Annotated in this window: 12 protein-coding genes; 4 read left to right on the top strand and 8 right to left on the bottom strand. The window is 55.5% G+C overall.

The annotated features are described in order from the left end of the window. The first annotated feature begins 32 nt into the window (after positions 1-32). On the top strand, positions 33-1457 hold the full coding sequence (cls, locus tag RWM61_RS01255) for a cardiolipin synthase (protein ID WP_313996511.1): 1425 nt from the start codon (positions 33-35) through the stop codon (positions 1455-1457). A 60-nt stretch (positions 1458-1517) separates the two neighbouring features. On the opposite strand, the gene RWM61_RS01250 is transcribed toward cls, so the two are convergent. The 4 genes from RWM61_RS01250 to RWM61_RS01235 form a co-directional block, all read right to left on the bottom strand. Further along, complete coding sequence (locus RWM61_RS01250) at positions 1518-3152, bottom strand: 2-hydroxyglutaryl-CoA dehydratase (protein ID WP_313996509.1); 1635 nt, start codon at positions 3150-3152, stop codon at positions 1518-1520. Positions 3153-3169: 17 nt separating this feature from the next. Continuing rightward, on the bottom strand, positions 3170-6643 hold the full coding sequence (locus RWM61_RS01245; protein WP_313996507.1) for a BadF/BadG/BcrA/BcrD ATPase family protein: 3474 nt from the start codon (positions 6641-6643) through the stop codon (positions 3170-3172). Between the two features lie 143 nt (positions 6644-6786). Next, entirely contained in the window at positions 6787-7383 is a 597-nt protein-coding gene (locus RWM61_RS20160) for a class I SAM-dependent methyltransferase (protein WP_399537626.1), read from the bottom strand. 136 nt (positions 7384-7519) lie between these two features. After that, on the bottom strand, positions 7520-9415 hold the full coding sequence (locus tag RWM61_RS01235) for a PrkA family serine protein kinase (protein ID WP_313996503.1): 1896 nt from the start codon (positions 9413-9415) through the stop codon (positions 7520-7522). Positions 9416-9659: 244 nt separating this feature from the next. Between RWM61_RS01235 and RWM61_RS01230 the strand changes: the two genes are divergently transcribed. Then, complete coding sequence (locus RWM61_RS01230) at positions 9660-10442, top strand: DUF2161 family putative PD-(D/E)XK-type phosphodiesterase (RefSeq protein ID WP_313996501.1); 783 nt, start codon at positions 9660-9662, stop codon at positions 10440-10442. Positions 10443-10918: 476 nt separating this feature from the next. Here RWM61_RS01230 and RWM61_RS01225 read toward each other — a convergent pair whose 3' ends face one another. The 4 genes from RWM61_RS01225 to RWM61_RS01210 form a co-directional block, all read right to left on the bottom strand. Beyond that, entirely contained in the window at positions 10919-12118 is a 1200-nt protein-coding gene (locus tag RWM61_RS01225; protein WP_399537646.1) for a PLP-dependent aminotransferase family protein, read from the bottom strand. A 134-nt stretch (positions 12119-12252) separates the two neighbouring features. Then, complete coding sequence (locus RWM61_RS01220; RefSeq protein ID WP_313996498.1) at positions 12253-13605, bottom strand: ABC transporter substrate-binding protein; 1353 nt, start codon at positions 13603-13605, stop codon at positions 12253-12255. Between the two features lie 120 nt (positions 13606-13725). Continuing rightward, complete coding sequence (locus tag RWM61_RS01215; protein ID WP_313996496.1) at positions 13726-14559, bottom strand: carbohydrate ABC transporter permease; 834 nt, start codon at positions 14557-14559, stop codon at positions 13726-13728. After that, positions 14559-15437 (bottom strand): sugar ABC transporter permease, encoded by an 879-nt coding sequence (locus RWM61_RS01210; protein WP_313996494.1) that lies wholly within the window; start codon positions 15435-15437, stop codon positions 14559-14561. Before RWM61_RS01210 ends, RWM61_RS01215 begins: the two co-directional genes overlap by 1 nt. A gap of 184 nt (positions 15438-15621) precedes the next feature. On the opposite strand from RWM61_RS01210, the gene RWM61_RS01205 reads away from it, so the two are divergent. Next, positions 15622-17451, top strand: a complete 1830-nt coding sequence (locus RWM61_RS01205) for a sensor histidine kinase (protein ID WP_313996492.1) — start codon at positions 15622-15624, stop codon at positions 17449-17451. After that, positions 17448-19076 (top strand): helix-turn-helix domain-containing protein, encoded by a 1629-nt coding sequence (locus RWM61_RS01200; protein ID WP_313996490.1) that lies wholly within the window; start codon positions 17448-17450, stop codon positions 19074-19076. Before RWM61_RS01205 ends, RWM61_RS01200 begins: the two co-directional genes overlap by 4 nt. Positions 19077-19342: the final 266 nt, after the last annotated feature.

The following is a 19342-nucleotide window of genomic DNA, read 5'->3' as shown; positions in this document are numbered from 1 at the left end:
TCTTACCTTCTACAAGGAGGCGAAAAGAGCAAGTGAAGTGGCTTGTGATGGCGCTCCTACTATTTGTCCTACAAATTGCAACGGTTATCCTGATCGAATATCGCCGTCCAAGCAAAGCAATCGCGTGGCTCGTCATCCTGTTTGTCCTTCCGCTGGTTGGTTTCCTGTTTTATTATTTTGTTGCCAAGGAGTATTCTCACCGGCGATTTGCGCGACACGAAGGCTCCACCGATCTCGATTTACTCAAGGAGCAGCTCACTCATCGCTGCGGGCAGCGGTTACGGGAAACTTCGTTTGAACAAATCAACGGGGAAGAAAACCCGTTGCACGATATGCTTAAAACGATACCGAACGCCCCCATTACGGCATGCAACGAAACAACCGTATTCGCGGAAGGCGCCGAGGCCTTTGAGGCGATGCTGAAGGCGATGGCCGAGGCCAAAAACCATATCCATATCGAGTTTTACATCGTGCGAGACGATGATCTCGGTTCCCGGTTACAACATTTGATGATCGAGAAAGCCAAGCAAGGGGTAAAGGTGAGACTCCTGTACGACGGCATCGGAAGCCATCGGCTGGGAAAGGACTATTTGAAACGGTTGCGCGATGCCGGCGTGGAGACCGGTTGTTTTTTACCGCCTTTACGCTCGTTTTTCGATCAGCGGATCAATTACCGCAACCATCGGAAAATCGTCGTTGTCGACGGAAAAGTCGGGTTTTTCGGCGGTTTGAATGTAGGAGATGAATATATTGGGAACGATTCGAAAATCGGTTATTGGCGCGACACCCATTTTCGCATTATGGGAGACGCCGTTTGCTGGCTGCAGTATACCTTTGTTGCCGATTGGCATTTTGTTAAAGGCCGGCTATTAACCGAGGATGAGTTTTTCCCTATGCAAGCGAATCATGGGGAAGAATGGGTGCAAGTTCTAAAATGCGGACCGGACGAGCCCAGGAATAGGATTCCGGAACTCCTCTTTACTTGTATGGTTTCAGCAAAAAAGAGAATCTATGTGGAGTCACCCTATCTCATTCCCGATCCCGGTATGTTAATGGCCTTAAAAACGGCGGCCATCCATGGGGTCGACGTTCGCATTATCATTCCAACCGTCCCGGACACGATGATTGTCTACTGTGCGACTTTATCCTATGCCCAGGAATTACTTAACGCCGGTGTTCGTATTTATCGTTATAAGAAAGGATTCATCCATGCCAAAGTGTTCGTTGCGGACCATTTGGCTTTCTCCGGCAGCACCAATATGGACATGCGAAGCTTCTACGGCCAATTTGAAATCAATGCCGTCTTCTTTGACGGCAAGGTCGTGAACCGTTTGGTTGAAGACTTTTATACGGATCTGAAAGAAAGCAAGGAAATGTCGTTGTCCGATTTCGAGAAGCGTCCCACAATGCAAAAGTTAAAAGAAGCATTCGCACGTCTGCTCTCTCCGTTATTCTAACGACTCGACAACGCGAAAAGCTCCAGACTCAGCATCTGGAGCATTCCGCGTTGAGCAAATCTATTGAGATTGTATTTGCCGCTTCTTGGTTCTATAAGAAGCCGATTTGATAAACCGGGGCAGATCGTATACGACATTCGCGGCTGTGCAAGCGACGACATGGCGACCTGTATAAAGCGGCTGGGCGGCTTTCGAACCGCCCGGCAGGTGGCGAAGCTGTTCAACCGTAACGCCTTTTTTCTCCAGCGATTCGTCAAACTCCCTTTGCGCCGCCTGTTTTGCTTTGAACAGCATCATTTGCACCCTGCTGTATACATTGATCGCCCCGTCTCCCGTCGTTTCAATCGGAAGGAAGATGGCGTCCGGGTATTTCTCGGTAATCAAGGACTGAACGCCGTCCGATACGCCGGAAGACGGCATGCATCCGAAAGGCTTGACGGAGATGGTCATGTTGACTTTGCGCTTGACGACGTTCAGGATCAGTTTCCCAACCTCCATATGGCCCTCCCCTCCGCGCAGATGGTTGTTATAGTGCTTATGGGCGACACGCGCGATCTCTTCCATATCGGGCAGGTGATAATGATACAAGCCCATGGCCTTGGCGTACCGTTGGAACATGCCGCGGAGAATCCGATCGGCGAGCCAAAGCATGCGCAGACGCATGGCCGGATTTTTCCCTTTCAAGCCGTTTTTTCCGGAATCGGCTTCGCGAAGGTTCATTCGCCTCAGAGTGTCGTAACGTCCGGACCAGATGAGGAACAGAATCCAGGCCGTAACCGACTGGACCTCCACCTCCGCTCCTTCGTTTTCCAAAAAACGCTGCAGCTGATAATTCCCGTCTCCTTCCGTGGTCATGGCCCAAAACTCGCCGATAATGCTGACTTTCGGCTTCACCATCGTTCGGTCTACCCGCACCGCGCGCAGCTCGTTGCGGCATTTGCGCAGCACCGGCATGAGCCTTTTCCTGCCGCTCAAGGCGTCATGCAAATACTGCTTGCAACGGCTCAGGGCGGCGTCGGTCGATCCGGCTTCGACTTCATAGGGACGCACGCGGTAGGCGATCGCGTTCAAGATGTCCCCTAACAGAACGGCTTTCAGAAAGCTTATAAAAAACGAAGTGTTTAATTTCAGGGCCGATTCTCCGCCGGTCGCCTGCTTCAACCCGTCCGTTTGCTGGAACAACAGAACGCGGAAACCGTCAAACCCCGCATCGCGCAACGCTTTTCGATACTCGGTGACATAGGTGCCGAAGCGGCAAGGACCGCAGGAACCGCTTGTAATGAACAGGTAACTGCCGACGATCTCCTCCTTCGATTTCCCTTCCTCATCCCGAAGATAATGCAGATATTTGATTAAGTTGCCGACCGTGAAATACGTCGGATTGCACTGCCCGCGGTTGCCGAACTCTTTGCCGAAGCGAAGCGATTCGTTATCCGGGCAATCCATATGCCTCACCCGGTAACCCAATCCTTTCAGCGCCCCCTCCACGAGAAAATCGTGCGCCATCGTGAGGCCCCCGAACAGAATGGTTGTCGAAGCTTTGTCTTTGGCTAAAAATTGACGGGGTACGGGATCAAACCATTGGTTCTTGTGATCCCGGCTTAACCCTAACGCTTTTTCCTGTTCGGCTTGAAATTGCTGCAGTTCTTCCTCCATGGACTTCGGGAATTCCGGCTTCCGCTTCTTCATCGCCATGTTTTTCACTCCTTTTGTCAGATCACACCTGCTTGCTCATCGTGCTTCCTGGTCTGCAGTTCCGCGCGCTTCTTTTCAATACGCTGCTGCAGTTCGGCTTTCTTACGGGCCAAATCCTCCAAACGCTCTTCGTGAAGCCCCAGGCTGTGCGCATAGGTCTTGACGCGTATTTTTATCGACCCGCTCGGTTTGTTGGCGTCGATATCGTGCAGCGCCGAGTAAGGCGTGCCTGCCGCCGAGATAATCGAATCGATCAGCCCGTAAGTGGGCGCGTCATGTCCGCATTTGAAGCTGGACAGATCGAGTACCGCCACGTTGGGATGGCGTGCGGCGAATTTGGCCGCCCAGACCTTTTGCACACTGTTGGAGCTGAAGTTTTCAGGCCACACATCGCTGACCTCCAAGGCATGCTCCACCCGCCCGCTCTGCAAATCGCCCTCAAAAAAGCGGCGCAGCCAAGCTTCATCTTTGGGGATCGAGCGCATCGACAAGATCGGATAGCCGAGCACCTGAAACTCCTCCAGCACACTGTGATTGAGGCCCGGGTCGGAATGATAGGGACGTCCGATCAGGAGAATGGCCAGGCGGTTCTCCTGTTCCACCTGCTCCAGGATCATCCGGCCTTTCTCCTGCATCTCGGCGTCGAACCGATGCATCGCTTCCCAACCCTGGTCCGCGGCAAAGCCGCTTTCGTCCTCCGTAATCTGCAGATGATCCCGAAATGCTTCAAACAACTGCTTCTTCATAAAATTCGGTTCGGTAAACGTAACGGCCGGATCCAAATAAGCAACCCCTCTGGTCTCGAAAAAGTTCACCTCTTTCGTAAAGGCGGCTTTGATCACGTTCGGTGCGCCGGCCACGATCGGGCAGCTGGTGGAATCCATCACATTTTGCAGATGGGTTGGAATATGGGTAATGCACGGGAAAAAGATGTACTCGAGCGGCTTTTGCTCGTGATGTTTGAACAGCAGATTGTGCACGTGAGCCTGCGCCACCTTCGAAGGGTAACAAGGATCGATCGAGCCGTACTTCCCTCCCTGCTGCCACATTTCTTCACTTGTATAGTCGCTGAATACGATATTCCTCTGATCGATGCCGAGCGTCTCGAAATAGGTCCGCCAAAAAGGCGCGGTGGACCAAATATTGAGCACCCGGGGAATGCCGATACGGAGCTTTTTTCGCCGTTCCGCAGCTTCGGCGGAGGAACGTTCGAAATGAAGCTTGTTCGGACTTTTGCGTCTCCCGATAAAACCGAACCGGCCTCGTTTCAACCCAGCGTCATCCTCCTGCACGACAGGCTCGGGAAGCGGCGCCGGGTCGTAAAATCGCTGATACATGCGGCGCGCCTCATATTCCACCAGATTGGGGTAGTGCTTTTTCAGCTCCTGACGCTCCCGGGTCAATTTGACCACCGCTTCCTGGTCCTCCACCGTTCCCTTCTCGCAGCTGAAACCGGAAATATAACGGGCCGTGTTTCCATCCGGCGTGCGTGAGTCGATAAACGTGCGGCTGCAGTGGTTGGGGCAGAAATTACAGCGGGTGGATTCGTCATTGCGGGACAAGTAGGTGAGGTCGATGGCGGCATCCAGACCCAAAAAGGTGGAATAACCCCGCCGCTTGACGACGCGCAGCGTTTCCATGGCCGCCCCGATCGCTCCCGCCTCGCCGGGATGCGGGTGCACGTACACTTCGGCATCGGGAACCCGCTGCTTGATGTAATCGACCTGCGCTTTGACGGCGGCGAGATTGTACTGGGTTCCTCCTTGCAGCACGAACTTCCTTCCCAGTTCGGCCATGCGGGGAATTTGCACCACATACTGCCATACGTTTTTCGGCAGCACCAGCGCCAATCCGGCAAGCAATTCCTCTTTGGAGTAGCCCTCCTTCTGGAAGTTCACCCGGTCCGCATCCAGAAAAACCGCGCAGCCATAAGAATATTTGGGGGAAAGGTCCGCCGCAAATGCTGTGTCCGCATATTCCTGAATCGGGATGCCGAACTGGTCGGCCATCGCCTGCAGCAGCATCCCGTTCCCGGCGGAACATTGATTGGAGAGCCGGAAGTTGCGGATATCCCCGTTCTTTAGAAAGAGTACCTTGATGTCCTGTCCGCCGATGTCGCAAATGACATCGATGTCCCCGAATTGATTGACGGCGCTCATCATATGGGCCACCGTCTCGACAATATTGACATCCGTCTTTAACGTTTTTTCCAATACATCCGCCGCGTAGCCGGTAGCCCCGAAACCGATGATCTCCAATTCGGCGCCTTGCTCCCGAATCTTATCCCGGATCCGCTTCAGCATCTCTTTCGTATCTTCCAGGGGGTTGCCCTTGGACAGCTGATATTCCTTCATCAGAATCGTTCCCTGCTTATCGACCAGCACCGCTTTGGACGAAGTGGAGCCCCCGTCAAGGCCGATGACCGCCTTCACGTTTTGTCCGGATGCGAAAGAGGCGGGATTGAACGCAGGAATGCGATAGGCGCTTCGGAATTGTTCCAATTCTTGTTTGTTTGCCGTAAGAGCCGGGCCGGCATTCTCGCCCAGCTTGGCTTTGCGGCCGTGGGCGATAAATTCCTTCAATCCTTCCAATCCCGTATAGCTGCCAACGCCTGCCGGTTCATGCATCCCGTACATCACGGCGCCGTAAGCCGCGTAATATTGCGAATTGTCGGGTACGAAAATCAGTTCGTCGATCGGAACGTCTTGCGGATAATCGTATCCCCGTTCTTCCCAGGTCTTGGGGATGCGTTTGCGCCAGCATTCCTGAAGGAAAGGCAAATAGGTATTGGGTCCGCCGAGCAGAAGCACCCGGTGCCGCAGGGTGTTGCCGCGCGTCAGAACGGACAAATTTTGCATGACGATGGCATCCGCGAGCGAGCACATGATCTCCGTGGAAGGAATTCCGCTTTTCACCAGGTTGACGATATCCGTTTCCGCAAACACCCCGCATTTGGCGGCTACATGATGCAGCTTGCTGTCATCGAAATGCAGCCGGCCCACTTCGTCCATCGGCAATCCCACTTTAATCATGCACTTGTCAATGGTCGCCCCGGTCCCCGATGCGCACTTGTCGTTCATGGAGGTAATCGCCTGCTTGTTGCCGGTTTCTTCATTTTCCTTAAAAATAATGATCTTGGCGTCCTGTCCGCCGAGTTCGATCACACTTCCCACATCCGGATGAAGATGCTCCACCGCCATGGTCACCGCGTTTACTTCCTGTACGAACTTTGCCCCTATGTGCGGAGCAATCGGTCCGCTGCCGGAACCCGTCGTGAAGACGCGAATGTTTTCCTGCTTGATGTCCGGAAACGCATTGCCGATGGCAATCAAGAGCTCCAACACCTTCTCCGCCTGCTTCGTATGGTGCCGTTGGTAGTCCGACCAGACAATTCGCTTACTCTCCGGATCCACTGCGGTTGCTTTCACGGTCGTCGATCCGACATCGACTCCTATAATAAATGCGTCAGGTCTTCCGTCCTTGTTTGCCAAATCGTCACACCTCCTCTGAATAAACTCACCATGCTAGCATGATAATAAACCAAGGAATTTATACGCAAAAATGGGTAAATCTATTCGCCTTTAAAAAAGCAACAACCATGAGTGGGAGACCATCCATGGTTGTTGCTTTTTTATTAAAATCCTTTTTTCCTTGTCGGCGTGGCCGAAAAAAAGAGTTCATTGTAAACAAAGCATTTGGTAAACCTTCCGAGTACCCGGCATTCATATTGCTTGTCTTGGAACAACCGGAAATACTGGCTTTCATCGCGGATGTGCTCACCGTCATCGTACCAGTTCATAAAGCGGTTATTGAATCGTTTATTCTCGAACAAGCAAGGCTCCATGGCAATGACGGTTCCGCCCGGTTTCAACACGCGTTCAAACTCCTGCAGATAATCCCGGATGAGATTGTCCGGTATGTGATGCAGAAGCGCGATGATGAAAACATAATCCATCGAATCGTCCGGCGCCGGAATCCGTTTCCTGTCGAAAACGACAAAGCGATGTCCCGGATAAAGACGGCTGGCCAGCAGAACCCTTTCCTTTGACGGTTCAATGCCGAGATAGTCGCCGGGATCGCACAGTCCGCAATTTGCGCCGGTTCCCGAACCGAAATCGAGAACGCGTCTGTTCCGGAGTGGAATATGGTCCCGGATGTGATCGTGGATATGTTTTTTCGTCAACCATTGAGGCCGGACAAACCAATGATACAAGCGTGGAGAGAGAGGCATCCCGTCGGATTTCACCACCGTTCTGTGAGTTCACGAACAGTAATGTTCCTCAGTCGCCCGGTTCGCATACAAGGAAAAATTGTAAAATGCCTCTCGCCGGCCCCCTAACCGTTCACACCATTCCTGTTTTGGCGGATTACCTGTTCAACAAGCTCCCCACATAACGCATCAGCTCGTTGGCGCATACCGGGCAATAGCCGTGCTCGTCGATCAGCCGTTTGGTCACCTCGTTGATCCGCTTCAGCTGATTCTCGTCCGGCGTCTTCGTCGACGTCGTAATTTTGACGATGTCCTTCAGGTCGGTGAACAGCTTTTTCTCAACGGCTTCCCTCAGCCGCTCATGGCTGGCATAGTCGAACTTTTTCCCTTTGCGGGAATAAGAGGAGATGCGGATCAGAATCTCTTCGCGGAACGCTTTTTTCGCGTTTTCCGATATGCCGATTTGCTCCTCGATGGAGCGCATCAGCCTCTCGTCCGGATCGAGCTCCTCGCCGGTGAGCGGATCCTTGATTTTGTTCCAGTTGCAGTACGCTTCAATGTTGTCCAGATAGTTCTCGAACAGCGTGCGGGCGGACTCCTCGAAGGAGTACACGAACGCCTTCTGTATTTCCTTTTTCGCCAGGTTGTCGTATTCCTTGCGCGCCGACGAGATGAAATTGAGATATTTCTCGCGTTCCTCCTTCGTGATGGAAGGGTGCTGGTCAAGGCCGTCCTTCAATGCCCGCAGCACATCGAGAGCATTGATGCATTCCAGGTCCTGCTTGATCAAGGCGCTTGAAATCCGGTTGATGACATGGCGCGGGTCGATGCCCGACATGCCCTCCTCCAAATATTCGTTCTGCATTTCCTTCAGGTCGGCTTCCTTGTAGCCTTCGACCTCTTCCCCGTCGTACATCCGCATTTTTTTGATCAGGTCCATGCCCTGCTTCTTCGTTTCCTTGAGCCGGGTCAGAATCGAGAATATCGCAGCGGCCCGCAGCGCGTGCGGCGCGATATGGATATGCTTCATGTCGCTCTGGCCGATCAGCTTGTTGTAAATTTTCTCTTCCTCCGACACCTTCAGGTTGTACGGAATCGGCATGACGATCATGCGCGACTGCAGCGCCTCGTTCTTCTTGTTGGCGATGAACGACTTGTACTCGGATTCGTTGGTGTGGGCGATGATCAGCTCGTCGGCGGAAATCAACGCGAAGCGGCCGGCCTTGAAGTTGCCCTCCTGGGTCAGGGACAACAAATTCCACAGAAATTTCTCGTCGCACTTCAGCATTTCCTGGAATTCCATCAGTCCGCGGTTCGCCTTGTTCAACTCCCCGTCGAACCGGTAGGCGCGCGGATCCGATTCGGAGCCGTATTCGGTAATCGTCGAGAAGTCGATACTGCCGGTGAGGTCCGCGATATCCTGCGACTTCGGGTCCGACGGGCTGAACGTGCCGATGCCGATCCGGTTGTCCTCGGAGATCGTCACCCGCTCGACCATCACATTCTCGATGTTGCCGCCGTATTCGGTTTTGAGCCGCATTTGGCACGAAGGGCAAAGGTTGCCTTCAATGCGCACGCCGAGTGCTTTTTCCACGTCGGGCCGGAGCTCATTCGGAATCAGATGCAGCGGCTCCTCATGCATCGGACAGCCTTTGATGGCGTATACGGCGCCCTGCTCCGTCCGCGAGAACTGCTCGAGCCCCCGCTTGAGAAGCATCACGATCGTCGACTTGCCGCCGCTGACCGGTCCCATGAGCAGCAAAATCCGTTTGCGCACATCCAGCCGGCGGGCCGCGGAGTGGAAATACTCCTCAACCAGCTTCTCCACCGCCCGGTCCAGTCCGAAAATTTCCCGTTCAAAAAACTTATATCGCTTATGCCCGCCGGTTTCCTCTACCCCGAAAGACTTAATCATCTCATAGACGCGCGCATGGGCGGTCATTGCCGGTGTCGGATCTTTCTCGAGCAGCGCAATGTAATCCTTGAACGTTCCCGACCAAGCCAACCTCTCGCTTTCCGCATTATACTCCGAAATTCGTTTGAATATATCCATGCCCTGCCTCCTCCCTGTCTCCGTTGCCGTAATAGCGGCCGCCCCGCGGTGCTCTTTGCGAGCGAGTAATACATAACTATGCGCAACCGGAGGGGAACTTGCTCCATATTTTATGTCTCGTTCCACCAAATTGCGACCTAGTTCGCTCGGAAGGATAAGGGCTTGGATGTGAGGCTTTCTCATGCTATTTCTCATGCTATAATGAGAAATATTCGGCAGCTGTTCAAGAAAGGGGAATCCCGGCTTGGCCGTCAAACACGAAACGGAACTATACGGACCGGTCAAATCGTTCTTCGAGCTCCGGGGATACGAGGTGAAAAGCGAGGTCCTGCACTGCGATATGGTAGCCCTCCTGCCCGATGGGAAAACGACGGTGATTGTGGAGATGAAAAAAACGTTCACGCTCGGGCTGCTGCTGCAAGGCGTCGAGCGGCTCCGGTTGACGGACCGCGTCATGCTGGCGGTTGAGCGGAACCGGATGAAAACGGGCGCGGTCAACCAGCGCTTCGGCGACTTGACGGAGCTGTGCAGGCTGCTCGGGCTGGGACTGATGACCGTCACCTTCTTCAAGACGAAGAAGCCGGTCGTTGAGGTGCTGTGCGAGCCCGGCGATCCGCCGGTGCGCGGCATGCGGCGCAAACGGCAGTCGCGGCTGCTCAACGAGTTCCGCGAGCGCAGCGGCGATTACAACGTCGGCGGCAGCACGAAGCGCAAGCTGGTCACCTCCTACCGCGAGAAGGCGCTCCGCTGCGCCTGGGTGCTGCGCGAAGAAGGCCCGTCGGCGCCGCGCCGCGCGGCGGAGCTGACGGGCTTCGGCCAGGCGGCCCGCCTGCTGCGGACCGACCATTACGGCTGGTTCGAGCGCGTCGGCCGCGGGCTGTACCGCCTGCGTCCGGCCGGCGAGCAGGCGCTGCTCGATTATGCCGACGTCGTCGAAGCCTGGCTGAGCGGCCGGGCGGCTGTGCCGGCCTTCGGCGGCGATGCCGGTGCCGGCGGCGTCCACCCACAAGAACGCCGAGGCAGGTAATATCCCGCTCTCAGCCGCCCGCGAAGCCGCATGAGAGCGGGGATTGTTCGTCCTCGGCTGCCGTTAGCGGCACCGTATGCCGCTAATTCGCCCATGCTTCGCCGGTACCACTCATTAGCGGCATTTCATGCCGCTAACCTACTGTTTCGCCGGCTCACCGGTCGAAATTACCGTATTAGCGGCACCGTATGCCGCTAATTATCCGCTTCATCGCATCTGCCGCTCATTAGCGGCATTTCGTGCCGCTAACCTTTTCGCACCGCGCGCAGCTCCCAGCGCGCGGTGTCTCGCTGCATGGCGGCGGTCGGTCGACCACAAACCGTTTCGCCCGCTCACCCAACCGAAATGGCCGACCTGTCGGCCCTAGCGCGCACCACCCACGAAGGAAACACAAACAAAAAAGGAGCGATGCCGCCAGGCAATCACTCCTCTTCACCTTACTTCTACTCTCTAAACCAATGCTCTGCCCGCGCCGACTAAGTCGACCGAGCCGTAAACTCCCCGATCGCTTCCGCAAACCGTGCCACTCCCGCTTCCATGCGCTCCCCCGTCGTATACGTGAAGTTCATGCGCACCGTATTGCGCTTCGGCTCGCCCGCATAGAAAGATGCGCCGGGCACGAACGCAACGCCCTTCCGCACCGCGCCGCGCAGCAGCGCTTCCGCGTCCAGCGCCTCCGGCAGCTCCACCCAGATGAACATGCCGCCCCGCGGCTCCACCCATTTCAGCTCAGGCACGCCGCAGCCTTTCAGCAGCGACACCATATGGCGCATCCGCTTGCCGTATTCCTCCCCGAGGAAGCGAATATGATCGTCCAGCGGAAAATGCCGCAGCAGCTCGCTAAGCGTCTGCTGATCCAGCGTGCTCGAATGCAAGTCGGCCGCCTGCTTCGCCTTCGCCATATTCCGGATTACGCGCCGATCGCCGATCGCCCAGCCGGTGCGCAGCGCCGGCGCGACCGTTTTCGAGAAGGTGCCGGTATAAAGCACGCAGCCTCCGTCGGCCTTCCCTTCCAGCGAGAAGATCGTCGGATAATTCGCGGCCGCATCGAACTTGATGTCGCCGTACGGATCGTCCTCGAGAACCGGAACGCCGTATTTCCGGCAAAGCTCGAGCAGTCCCTTGCGCCGTTCCAGGCTCCAGACGCGCCCCGTCGGGTTGCTGAACGTCGGCACGACATAGACGAGCTTCGGCTTGCGCTCGCGCAAAATGCGCTCCGCCGCGTCCGGCAGCATTCCGTCGTCGTCGCTCTCCGCCGCCGCCACGTTCAGGCCGTTCATCGCAAACACCTGGAGGCTCGCGAGATAAGTCGGATTTTCCACCATCACCGTATCGCCCGGTTCGGTCAGTACCCGCACGATCAGATCGATCGCCTGCTGGGAGCCCGTCGTCAGAATCATCTCGTCCGGCGATACCGGCATGCCTTTGCTTGCCATGCGCCTGCACAGCTGCTCGCGCAGCGGGAGAAAGCCTTCCGTCAAGCCGTACTGCAGCGAGCCGCTGCCTTTGGCGAAAACCCGGTCGGCCGCCTGCCTGACGGCGTCGAGCGGAAACAGCTCCTCAGCCGGCAGCCCGCCTGCAAATGATACGATCTCTCTGCCTTGCGTCAGCTTAAGAATATCCCGCACCGCGGAAGATTGCAATCGATTCACCCGACTCGAGAATCGGTAGTCCATATCCAGTCCCGCCTTCCGTCTCATTCGATCCGCTATCCCTACATTTTACGCGGATTCCGACACACGGGCAACCCGCTAACGGCAAAACCCCCGGACCGCAATGCTGCGGGCCGGGGGCGATCCATAAGCCGTTCTTATTTCTTGCGCAGGTTTTCCCACGATTTCTGGAACGCTTCGAGCATCTGCTCTTTGGTCGTCTTCTTGGCAATGTAGGATTGCATAGCGGCGCCAAGCTCTTGCGTTACGCCATCAGGCATTCGGGTCCAGTTCCAGGTCAGCGCATTGCCTGCGTTGCTGTAAGCGATGACTTCGTTGGCAATATCGCCCAGCACTTCTTGGTCTTTCACTTCAATCGACTTCAGCGCAGGAATGAACTTGAACTCTTCTATGACATAACGTTTGCCGGTTTCCGAGCTGACCATCCAATTCAGGAATGCTTTCGCTTCTTCCTTCACTGCGGATTTGTTGTTGACGACCCAGTTGTTCGGCACGCCTGCATACAGCTTGTCGTTCTTGGCCGGATCGTCGTTGATCGGCATAGGCAGCACGCCCAGGTTCAGATCCGGATTGATGCCGTCGATTTGCACCTGCGTCCAGTTCCCCTGCTGCATCATAGCCGCTTCGCCGCTTGCGAACAACGTCACTTGCGTGTTGTAGTCCGTCGTGAGCGGATTTTTATTGCCGTACTTCACCGTCGTGTCGAGCAGGTTAACCCATTGTTCGAAGATCGGGTTGCCTGGAATTTTGCCGGTGCCGTCGTTCATGCTTGCGATGAATGCAGCCGGGTCGTCCTGCTGCGCAAGCGCTACGTTGAAGTTGTGGATGCCGAGAACCCACCATTCTTGATAACCGTTGGAGAAAGGCGTAATGCCTGCGTCCTGCAGCTTTTGAGCAGTTTCGTTCAGTTGGGTGAGCGTTTTCGGCAGCTCCGTAATGCCCGCTTTCGCGAACAGGTCTTTATTGTAGATGTAACCGTAGCCTTCGAGGTTCATCGGCATGCCGTACATCTTGCCGTCTTTGGAGATTTGGTCTTTAGCCGCATCTACGACATCGCCGACCCAAGGCTGATCGGACATGTCCTCCAAATACTCCATCCAGGTTTCCATTTCCTGATTGCCGCCGTTGTTGAAAATGTCCGGCTCGTCGCCCGCGGCGAACTTCGCCTTCAGCGCTGCGCCGTAATCCGCGCCGCCGCCGACCGTTTCGAGCTGAATCTTGACATTCGGATTCTCTTTCTCGTAATCGGCGATCATTTTGGCGAGCGCTTCCGCGATTTCAACTTTGAACTGGAACATTTTGATCGTGACCGGCTCTTTCGGCGCATCCTCTTCCTTCGGCGCTTCCGCGCCGTTCGTTGCACCCGCTCCGGAATTCGCGCCTGGTTCCGCGCCGTTGCCCGGCGTGTTTGCATTGTTGCCTTTTCCGCCGCAGGCTGCGAGCACGACGACCAGTATGACGGACAACATGAGCAGCATCGTCTTTTTCATTTTGTTGAATCCTCCCTTTTTTGTGCGAACCTGTCGAAAAGCTTTACATTTCCAGTATAATTGTTCTTTGAAAACGTCTACACCGATGATGTTGAACAAAAAAGTGTAGAATGTTGACCATTACCCTTTGACCGATCCTGCCGTGATCCCTTCGATAATATGACGCTGCAGCGTCAGGAAGAAAATAACGATCGGCGTTACGCCCATGACGAGAGCCGCAAGGGCCAGATCCCATTTTTTCGTATATTGCCCGAAGAACGAGAACGTGGATAACGGGATGGTGCGCAGCTCTGGCCCGCTAAGCATGAGCTGCGGCAGCAGGAAGTCGTTCCAGATCCAGAGGCTGTTCAGAATGATGATCGTGACCGTCATCGGCTTGAGCAGCGGGAACACGATTCGCCAAAATACGCCGTACGGCGAGCAGCCGTCCACGACCGCCGATTCCTCGATCTCCTGCGGGATCGACTTGACGAAGCCATGATACAGGAAAATGGTCAGCGACGAGCCGAAGCCGAGATAGGCGAACCAGAGCCCCGGCATGCTGCCCATCAGGTTGAACCAATTGGCTACCCGCATAAGAGGAATCATGATCGATTGGAACGGAATGACCATCGCCGCGACAAACAGCAGGAACAGAATCTGATTGTACTTGGTCGGCCTGCGCACCATGCGGTAGGCGGCCATCGAGCTGATCCATACAAGACCGGCTATGCTCGTCACCGTTATAAGCAGCGAGTTGCCGAACGCCCGCGGGTATTTCATGATTTCCCAAGCCTTCGTATAGTTGTCCCAGTTCAGCTTTTTGGGCAGCGCCGCCGAATCGAGCAAAATTTCCGCGAACGGCTTCAGCGAGTTGCCGACCAGGAAGTAGAACGGGATGAGGAATACGATGGCCAGCAGAATGGCCACGATTTCCAATGTGAACGTTCTGGCGCCATATCGGTTCATTCCCATTACGCTTGCACCTCCCGTTTCTTCGTGATCCAAACCTGCAAGGTCGTGATGGCCGCCACGATGAGGAAGAAGACGAATGCCTTCGCCGTTCCGAGTCCGTAACGGTTATTCGTGAATGCCTCCAAATAAATGTCGAGCGCCACCGATCTCGTCGAGGCGAAGGGGCCGCCTCCGGTGAGCGACAGAATGACGTCGAACGTTTTGAACGACCAGGATAAAGCCAGGAACAGCGAAATCGTGACAGCCGGCATGATCAGCGGGACAATGATATGCCGCAGGCGCTGCCAGGCGGTTGCCCCGTCGATCTCCGCCGCTTCCGTTAAATCCGCCGGCACGTTGATCAGTGCCGCAATGTAAATGACCATGAGATAGCCCGCACCGCTCCACACGCTGACGATGACGACACCCCAGAACGCGGTCGCCTCGTCGCCGAGCCACGGCAGATTGAAGAACGGGATGCCGGTCAGCCCGCCGATGGCGGCAAACCCTTTTACGAAAATAAACTGCCAAATGAAACCGAGCAGCAGGCCCCCGATTACGTTCGGCAGAAAAAACAGCGTCCGGAGCATGTTGCGGGTCTTCAGCCGCTGCGTAAGCAGCAGCGCCAGCAAGAACGCGACCGCATTCGTAAGCACGACGGCAACCGCCGTGAAGCGGGCGGTAAAGCCGAACGAGGTACGGAAGTTATCGTCGGCAAGCAGTGCCTTGAAATTGTCGAGGCCCACGAAGGTCGGATTGCCTGCTACTCCATTCCAATCGGTAAACGAATAATACATGCCCATGAAGAACGGGAGCACTACAATTATGGCAAACGCCAACGTAGCCGGTCCCGTGAATACAATCTGCTGCAGCCATTCGCTGACCCGATTGCCTCTCATCACACCTACTCCTTTCGACATCTCACAGTATCGTCAACATACCTCTAAGTATAAAAAGGGATGCTTGCAAGCGGAACCGATGCGAATGACGCGAAAGGTGGAACATATTGATCTTTTCGGAGACAGGCAGATATAATACGCTTACAAGGATCGGCAACGCCGAATCGCGGAGGAGGCTTCACGAATGGGTTTCGAATGGATGCGCCGCAGCTTGAGGGCGAAGCTGATCGTTTTTCTAATCATCGCAATCGCCGTTCCGATGTTTCTGTCAATATTTGTAACAAATGCCCGGACAAGGGATATCGTCACGAAAGACGCGCTTAGGCAAGCCTCAAACCTGATGTTTCAAGGGAAGACGAATCTGATTCAGTATTTCGATGTGACGAATCAGGCATCTCTCCTTCCCTACAATGACAGCAAGTTCGGCGATACGCTCTACAAAGTGCTTGAGCAGGGCAAAACCGATTACCTGTCGGAACAGGAAATTTACCGGACCGTACAATCCATAGCCCGTTCCGTCAAGGAAATCCGGCAGGTCTATCTGCATAGCCAAGCCGCGGGCAAAGGATATCTCGTGATCAAGGGCAATCTGTACAAAGCCGAGCAGGCCGAGCCGTTCGGAGAGGAACGGATCCCGGCCGACCGCAGCGTTTATATCGAGCAAGCCCATACCAGCCATCCTTACGGCATTTTCAACACGCCCTACTACGCTGCGGAAGATGTGATTACGATCCATCGCAGAATCGTTCAAATTCCGGGCTTTAAACAAATCGGCACGATTGCGATCGACATTCGGACCGATGTCATCGATTCGATCTCCAGCCAGTTGTTTGGGGATGACAAGGAGCAGCTGTACCTGCTGAGTGAAACCGGCGCCGTCGTGTACGGGCCGGAAGGGACGGCCAGAGGAGAAGTGCTCAGGGAGGAGTGGGTCGGCCAAGTGCTGCGGCAAAAGGGGGAGCGAGGCGCCGAAACGCTGCAAACCTCCGGCTTCGACGGCTGGTACGTGTATGAGAAGCTGGACACGCCGTATATGAACTGGACGCTGGTGCGGCTCCTTCCCAAATCCGTCGTCACCGAGAGCACACGCCAGGTAACCGCCGTCAATACGGTTATCCTGTCCATCTTCCTGCTCGCGGCGATCGCGGCGGCAGTTTACGTTTCATTCCGGATCACGAATCCGGTCAAACGGCTGATCCGATACATCAACCATGTGCAGGCCGGGGACCTGGAGGTCGATATCAAGCTGCAGGGCTCGGATGAAATCGGCTTGATGGCCGCGAAATTCCGCAAAATGATGGAAACGATCAACAACCTTATTTTTCAGGAGTACAAGCTGCAGCTGGCGAACACGTCGCACCAGTTGAAAGCGCTGCAGGCGCAAATCCAGCCGCACTTTCTGTACAACGCCCTGCAGTCGATCGGCACGCTTGCCCTGCAGCATCAGGCGCCGAAAGTATACGGTCTGATTGCCCAATTGGCGAAAATGATGCGTTATTCCATGAACGGCTCGGATGAGCAGGTCGATATTTCACAGGAAATCGAGCATGTAAAAGCTTACCTCGACCTGCAGCAGCAGCGGTTCGGCGACAAGCTGACGGTCGCCGTCGATATCGAGCCTGAAGCCGCTTCCTGCAAGGTGCCGCGCATGGTCGTTCAACCGCTTGTGGAGAACGCGTTCAAGCACGGCTTTGATCCGGCAGGCGGGCGAATCCGGATCGCCGTTTCGGTTTGGACGGACGGCGAGATGGTTACGATAACCGTCGAAGACAACGGCGCGGGCATGAGCGCGCAGCGGTTGGAAGAGGTTCGCAGCATGCTGCAAAGCGGCGACCTTCACGAGAAATGGCCGGATGAGCACATCGGTCTGGCAAATGTCATGACGCGGCTGCGGCTGTATTGCGGTCCCGATGCCCGCCTTGAGCTCGATCCGATCGACCCTGCGGAGGACGGCGGAGGCTTGCGGGTCGCGATTCGAATCCCCGTCGCGGATAAGGAGGAGATAGCCGGATGAACGTTCTCATTGTGGATGACGAGCGGCATGCGCGCGAAGCGGTGAAGCTGCTCGTCGATTGGTCAAGCTATGGTTTCAAGCAGCTGCTCGAGGCCGATAACGGCGAAGAAGCCAAACGTCTCATCGCCGAGCATCGTCCCGAGCTCGTCCTGACGGATATGCATATGCCGATCGCGGACGGCAGAGCGTTGATGGAATGGATTTCGGGCCATTACCCGGCCACGCAGACGATCGTCATCAGCGGCTTCAGTGATTTCGATTATATGCGGCACACCGTCAAGTACGGCGGCTCCGATTACCTGCTCAAGCCGCTGGAGCCCGACCAGCTGAACGATGCCGTCCGCAAATCGGCCGGCGTCATTCGGGCCCGGAAGGAATCTCTCCTGCGGCAATCAGCCCATAATATCGAGCGCAACCAGTACAAGCCCGTCTATTGGGACAACGTGTTTACACGGCTCGCGACGGAGCCGTCCGTCAACGTCCAGCTTGCGGAGCAGTTGCGCAAAGAATTCGGCTGTCCCACGGACGGAGCGCCGTGCGTGGCCGTCATATGCGGACTGGACCCGATGCCGGGCGCCCTGCTGAAGCGATTCCGCGGCGACAGCGAGCTGCTGGCATTCGCCGTCGCCAATGTGCTGAACGACTTCCTCCGGATCAAATGGCAGGCGGGTTACGCTTTCAGGCTTGCCGGAGGGACGGAAGCCGTCGTCATGCTGATCTGGGACGGGCTCGATCTGCTTATCCCAAGATTGCAAGAGCTTCAGTCTGCCTTATCCCGTACGATGAATGCTCCGATGCATTTTGCTCTCGGTCTGGCCCGGCCGTTTCCGGCTGGCTTGAAGGATACCGTGCATCAAGCCAGAGAGGCGCTGGCGGGCCGGAATTTGCTTGATTCATGCACGTTTATCCACCATTACTTCCCGCACGGCGCCTCGGCCGCGCGGCGCCCTCACCTGTCCGATCTCGAGGAGGCGCTCCGTCTGGCGGTCGTCAGCCGGAGCGAAGAAGAAATGACATCCGTGGTAAGGCGCTGGACTTCCGAGGTTCGCGCGATGGAGCGAATCACCCCTGCCGATGTCGGAGCCTGGGAGCAGGAATACCGGATTCTGAAATCGAAGCTGCTGCAATCCCTGTTCGGCGGCACGGCGACGGTCGACGATTCGTTGGCTGCTTACGCGGAGGAGCTTCCGGTCGCCTACGACGAGGACGGCACGTTCCTTACGGACGAGCTGGAGCGGCGGCTGGTCGGCATCCTGTTCCGCATATCCGAGGCCTCGTCCGCCCGCAAGCGTTCCGAACGCAACGTGATCGCCGAGATCCTGCACTATATCGACCAGCATCTGGACGAGGATCTCTCGCTTTTCACCGTCGCCGGCCGGTTTTATTTAAGCCGGGAATACATTTCGCGCCGCTTCAAGCAGGAGACAGGGGTCACCCTATCGGAATACGTCGAACGGCTTCGGATCGATAAAGCGAAGGTGCTGCTGGGGAACCCGCAAATCAGGGTCGCCGACATCGCGGCAATGGTCGGGTACGAGGACGAGAAATATTTCAGCAAAGTGTTCAAGAAGCAAACCGGAAGCTCGCCCAGACAATACCGCAAATACCGGAACGGCAAGCTGTAACCATCTGTTCACAATGTCAAGCGTTTTCTTTTTCGCGGCGATTGGTTATAATAAAGGCATCTATTGGAGGTGTTCGAGATGCAATTCAGCTTAACGTTCCTCATCGTCATGACGGTTTTCGTCCTTTTCCTCGTTTCCATTCTGACGGCCGCCTATAACGACGATAAGACCAAAGGGCTATAAACAAACCCCGCACACACTGAAAGAAGCTTCCCGGCATCCGGAAAGCTTCTTTTTCAATTCCTATTTTTGCGAAAGCGCGATTT

The organism is uncultured Paenibacillus sp. (genome assembly GCF_963515335.1).
In the GTDB taxonomy this organism is placed as follows: domain Bacteria; phylum Bacillota; class Bacilli; order Paenibacillales; family Paenibacillaceae; genus Paenibacillus_I.
The sequence above is the reverse complement of the archived record's forward strand: the minus strand, read 5'-3'. Positions and strand labels throughout refer to the sequence as shown.

Coding starts and splice junctions, on each gene's coding strand:
- RWM61_RS01250 (WP_313996509.1), bottom strand. CDS start 3,152: ATGGCGATGAAGAAGCGGAAGCCGGAATTCCCGAAGTCCATGGAGGAA.
- RWM61_RS20160 (WP_399537626.1), bottom strand. CDS start 7,383: ATGCCTCTCTCTCCACGCTTGTATCATTGGTTTGTCCGGCCTCAATGG.
- RWM61_RS01235 (WP_313996503.1), bottom strand. CDS start 9,415: ATGGATATATTCAAACGAATTTCGGAGTATAATGCGGAAAGCGAGAGG.
- RWM61_RS01225 (WP_399537646.1), bottom strand. CDS start 12,118: ATGGACTACCGATTCTCGAGTCGGGTGAATCGATTGCAATCTTCCGCG.
- RWM61_RS01220 (WP_313996498.1), bottom strand. CDS start 13,605: ATGAAAAAGACGATGCTGCTCATGTTGTCCGTCATACTGGTCGTCGTG.
- RWM61_RS01215 (WP_313996496.1), bottom strand. CDS start 14,559: ATGGGAATGAACCGATATGGCGCCAGAACGTTCACATTGGAAATCGTG.
- RWM61_RS01210 (WP_313996494.1), bottom strand. CDS start 15,437: ATGAGAGGCAATCGGGTCAGCGAATGGCTGCAGCAGATTGTATTCACG.
- RWM61_RS01205 (WP_313996492.1), top strand. CDS start 15,622: ATGGGTTTCGAATGGATGCGCCGCAGCTTGAGGGCGAAGCTGATCGTT.
- RWM61_RS01200 (WP_313996490.1), top strand. CDS start 17,448: ATGAACGTTCTCATTGTGGATGACGAGCGGCATGCGCGCGAAGCGGTG.